The 4,023-nt window shown below is 72.9% G+C and carries 3 protein-coding genes; all 3 read left to right on the top strand.

Features of this window, described 5'->3' with window-relative positions; all coding sequences use genetic code 11:
- Positions 1–218: 218 nt before the first annotated feature.
- Positions 219–1,007 (top strand): SRPBCC family protein, encoded by a 789-nt coding sequence (locus tag DQW85_RS26460; protein ID WP_113702649.1) that lies wholly within the window; start codon positions 219–221, stop codon positions 1,005–1,007.
- An 86-nt stretch (positions 1,008–1,093) separates the two neighbouring features.
- Positions 1,094–3,778 (top strand): CDP-glycerol:glycerophosphate glycerophosphotransferase, encoded by a 2,685-nt coding sequence (locus DQW85_RS26455; RefSeq protein ID WP_113702648.1) that lies wholly within the window; start codon positions 1,094–1,096, stop codon positions 3,776–3,778.
- On the top strand, positions 3,775–4,023 hold a 249-nt coding region (locus DQW85_RS26450), incomplete at its 3' end, for a glycosyltransferase (protein ID WP_162795396.1). The genes DQW85_RS26455 and DQW85_RS26450, both read left to right, overlap by 4 nt.

Genomic DNA, 4,023 nt, shown 5'->3' with positions numbered 1-4,023 from the left:
CGAGGTCCGCGCGGCGTGCGGCGAGGCGACGGCGGGCACCTCGCCGCCGGCCGACCTGCACGCCCGGCCTGACTACCGCGGGCATCTGGCCAGGGTGCTGACGCACCGCGCGGTCCGCACCGCCGCCGGTTGGGGGTGACGCGGGCAGGGGCGCCCCCTTCCGGGCGCCCCTTTATAGACGTAATGTCGCAAATGGGCGGACAAAAGGGGTGGACGCGATGGCGATGCGATTCGAGCACGAGTTCACTGTCCCGGTCCCGGTCGAGCAGGCGTGGGCGGTGCTGCTCGACGTCGAACGGGTGGCGCCCTGCCTGCCCGGGGCCTCGCTGGACACGGTCGAGGGCGACGTGTTCACCGGCCGCCTGAAGGTCAAGGTGGGGCCGATCACCGTGACGTACCGCGGTTCGGCCCTGATCGAGGACGTCGACAAGGACGCCCACACGCTCACGATCAAGGCGTCGGGCAAGGAGGCCCGGGGCTCAGGCACGGCCTCGGCCACGGTGAAGGCCCGGCTGTCGCCGGCGGACGGCTCGACGACGGTCGCCGTGGAGACGTCGTTCAACGTGACCGGCCGTCCCGCCCAGTTCGGCCGGGGCGTCATGGCTGAGGTCGGCGGCAGGCTGATCGACCGGTTCGCCGCCAACCTGTCCGACCTGCTGGCGGAGCACGCGCAGGAGGCCCCCGCCGCACGGCCGGATGCCCAGGAGACGCCCGCCGCACAGCCGGACGCCCAGGAAGCGCGCGCCGTACGGCCGGACGCCGAGAAGGCGGTCGTCGGCGCCGTAGCGCCGGGTGTGGGTGAGGAGCGGCATCTCAGCGCGGTGCCGGAGCCCGAGGAGGACGTCAGGCCCGCCAGCACGCTGCGCACCTCGCGCACGGCCGACGAAGAGGCGCTCGACCTGCTGGAGCTCGCCGGGGCCCCGCTGCTCAAGCGGGTGGCGCCGGCCGCGGGGGCCGTCGTGGCGCTGCTGTTCCTGGCCTGGCTGATCAGGCGACTTATACGATAAATCCGGCAAAATCACCCTCAAGCAGGACACTTCGCCCCGGCCTGAGGGAATGCCCTTCCCACGTGTCCGACTCGGGGGGAGATCGCATGCCGGCCTGCACTGTTGTCGTGATCGCCTACAACGACGCGGACCGGCTGCCCCGTGCCGTGCGCTCGGTGCTCGACCAGTCCCTGGGCGACCTCGAGGTCGTCATCGCCGACGACGCGAGCACCGACGCGACGCCACGGGTCGCCGAGGAACTCATGCGCGCCGACCCCCGCGTGCGCTACCTGCGCAGGCACACCAACAGCGGCGGCTGCGGCGCGCCGAGGAACGACGGGCTGGACGCCGCCGCCTCGCCGTACGTCATGTTCCTCGACAGCGACGACGAGCTGCCCCGGCACGCGTGCAAGAGCCTGCTGGCCGAGGCCGAGCGCACCGGCGCCGACTTCGTCTCCGGGCAGATCTCCCGCCTGTACGAGTGGAACGGCCGGATGGAGCGCTACTACCCGGCGCTGTTCGCCAGGCGGAGGGTGGTGGCCGGCATCCGCGAGGAGCCCGGGCTGTTCCTCGACTGCTTCACCACCAACAAGCTCTACAGCGTCCGCTTCCTGCGCGACACCGGGCTGCGCTTCCCCGAGGACATCCACTACGAGGACCACGTCTTCGCCAGCGAGCTCTACGCCGTCTCTCGCCGGTTCGCGGTCGTGCCGTGGGTGGTCTACCTCTGGCACCGGGTCCGCGGCGGCTCGTCCATCTCGCTCAGCATCGGCGACATGGACAACGTCCGCCAACGGGTCATCGCGGCCAGGAGGAGCGACGAGGTCCTGCGCGCCCACGGCGCCGAGGACCTGGTGCCCGCCCGGCAGGAGCGGTTCCTGCGCCAGGACCTGCGCGTCTACCTCAACCCGCTGCCCGCCCGCGAGAGGGTGTGGGTCAAGGAGTTCGCCGCGGTCGTCCGGCCGTACCTGGAGCAGATCCCGGGCGAGGTGTTCGACCGGATCCCGCCGATGGCCCGGGTGTGCTGCCGGCTCATCCTCGGCGACCGGATCGACGACCTCATGGTGGCCGCCGGCTCGCTGACCGGCCCGCAGGCGCCACCGCGGGCCGCGGTCCGACACGCCGGCCGTACGTACTGGGGCACCACGGTCTCCCCCGGCATGGACATCACCGGGCTGCGGCTGGCCGAGCTGCCCTTCAGTGCCAGCCGGCTGCGGCACGAGGTGGCCGAGATCTGCGCCGACGGCGAGCGGGTGAGGATGACGGTGCGCACCTTCGACCCGTTCGGCGCGCTGCCCCTGGAGTGGACGGCGTTCCTGAAGCTCGGCCGCCTGCGCGTCCCCATCCACCCCCAGGCGTCGGGCGACGGCGGGTACGTCAGCGAGGTGGTCTTCGTCCCCCCGGGCGCGTGCGAGCCGCGCATCGGCTTCACCAGCACCGAGAACGGCCACACCACGACGGACCGGCTGCTCGTGGATCCGGGCATGAAGCCGGTGGAGCTGCGCGGCGTCACGATCGGGGCCGAAGGGCACGCGGCCTGCCTGGGCGTGCGCGCCCGCACCGGCAGGCGGCCCGTGCTGGCGGGGATCAGGCGCGCGCTGCTGCGCAGGCTCGGCACGCCGGCGAACAAGCTGCGGGTCTACAAGGTGCTGATCAGGGTGCTGCCGCCGCGCAGGAACCTGGCGCTGTTCGAGTCGGACGTGGGCAAGGGCTGCACCGGCAGCCCGCGGGCCGTCTTCGAGGAGCTGCGGCGCAGGTCCCTGCCGATCGACGTGGTCTGGTCGGTGGCCAGGGGCCGCGCCGGGTTCCCGGCGGACGCCCGCCTGGTGCGCCGCGGCGGCTGGCGCTACGTGTGGACGATGGCCCGGGCGGGGATCTGGGTGGACAGCCACGGCTTCCCGCTGGACTACCCGAAGCCGCGCCGTACGCGCTATCTGCAGACCTGGCACGGTCAGGGCATCAAGTCGATCGGGTTCGACGCGCCGGACCTGCGCGCCGACTTCGACCGGCCGCGCGCGCTGTGGCGGTCGGCCGTGGCCCGCTGGGACGCGCTGGTCTCGCCCAGCGAGGAGTTCTCGCGCTGTTTCGTGCGCTCCAACGGCTACACCGGGCCGGTCTACAGGTACGGCACGCCGCGCTGCGACGCGCTGGTGCGCGGGACGCCGACGACCGACGTCCGGGCGCGGCTGGAGATCCCGCCCGGGCGCAGGGTTCTCCTGTACGCGCCGACGTACCGCGACGGGGCCAAGTACAGCGGCAGGTCGGTCCGTGCCGACCTGGAGCTGATGGCGGACGATCTCGCCGAGGAGTGGGTGGTGATCCTGCGGCCCCACCCCGTCGAGCGCTACAGGGTGCCGCAGCGCCTCAGGCACTTCGTCCGGCCCGCCGGGTCGTACCCCGAGGTGAACGACCTCATGCTGGCCTCCGACGCGCTGCTGACCGACTACTCGTCGGTGATGTGCGACTACGCGCTGACGGGCAGGCCGATGCTGTTCCTCATCGACGACTGGGACGACTACCGGCTCCGCGAGCGGGGCGTCTACCACGACCTGCCGTCGATCGCCCCCGGGCCGTGCGTGACCACGACCGAGGAGCTGATCTCCTGCCTGCGTGATCTGCCGGCCGTGCACGCCTCCCACGCGGAGCGGTACGCGGCCTTCCGCGAGATGTGGTGCGCGGAGGAGCGGGGCGACGCGGCGGCCAGGGTCGTCGAGGACTTCTTCGGCGACTTCTCGGGCGACTCCTTGGGCGACTCCTTGGGCGACTCCGTCCAGGCACGGAGGGAGCCGTGACCATCGTCTTCGCGTGCCTGGAGGCCGACGCGCTCGGCGGCGTGCAGCAGGTGACCCACACGCTCGCGCAGGGGCTGGCCCGGCGCGGGCACGACGTCCACGTGGTCGGGCTGCACCAGGCCGCCTCGCCGTTCAGCTACGTCGGCGAGCGGCTCTACGAGCAGCACCTGATCAGCCGCGCGCCCGTGGGCCGCGAGGGCCGCCTCGCCCGCGGGCGCGCCGACCGCCGCCTGGCCGGGCTGCTG

The sequence above is a fragment of the Nonomuraea lactucae genome, assembly GCF_003313395.1.
Taxonomy (GTDB): Bacteria; Actinomycetota; Actinomycetes; order Streptosporangiales; family Streptosporangiaceae; genus Nonomuraea; species Nonomuraea lactucae.
This window is presented reverse-complemented; position numbering and strand designations above follow the sequence as displayed.

What these genes read in the sequence shown, in the direction of transcription:
- DQW85_RS26460 (WP_113702649.1), top strand. Translation starts at nt 219, where the DNA reads ATGGCGATGCGATTCGAGCACGAGTTCACTGTCCCGGTCCCGGTCGAG.
- DQW85_RS26455 (WP_113702648.1), top strand. Translation starts at nt 1,094, where the DNA reads ATGCCGGCCTGCACTGTTGTCGTGATCGCCTACAACGACGCGGACCGG.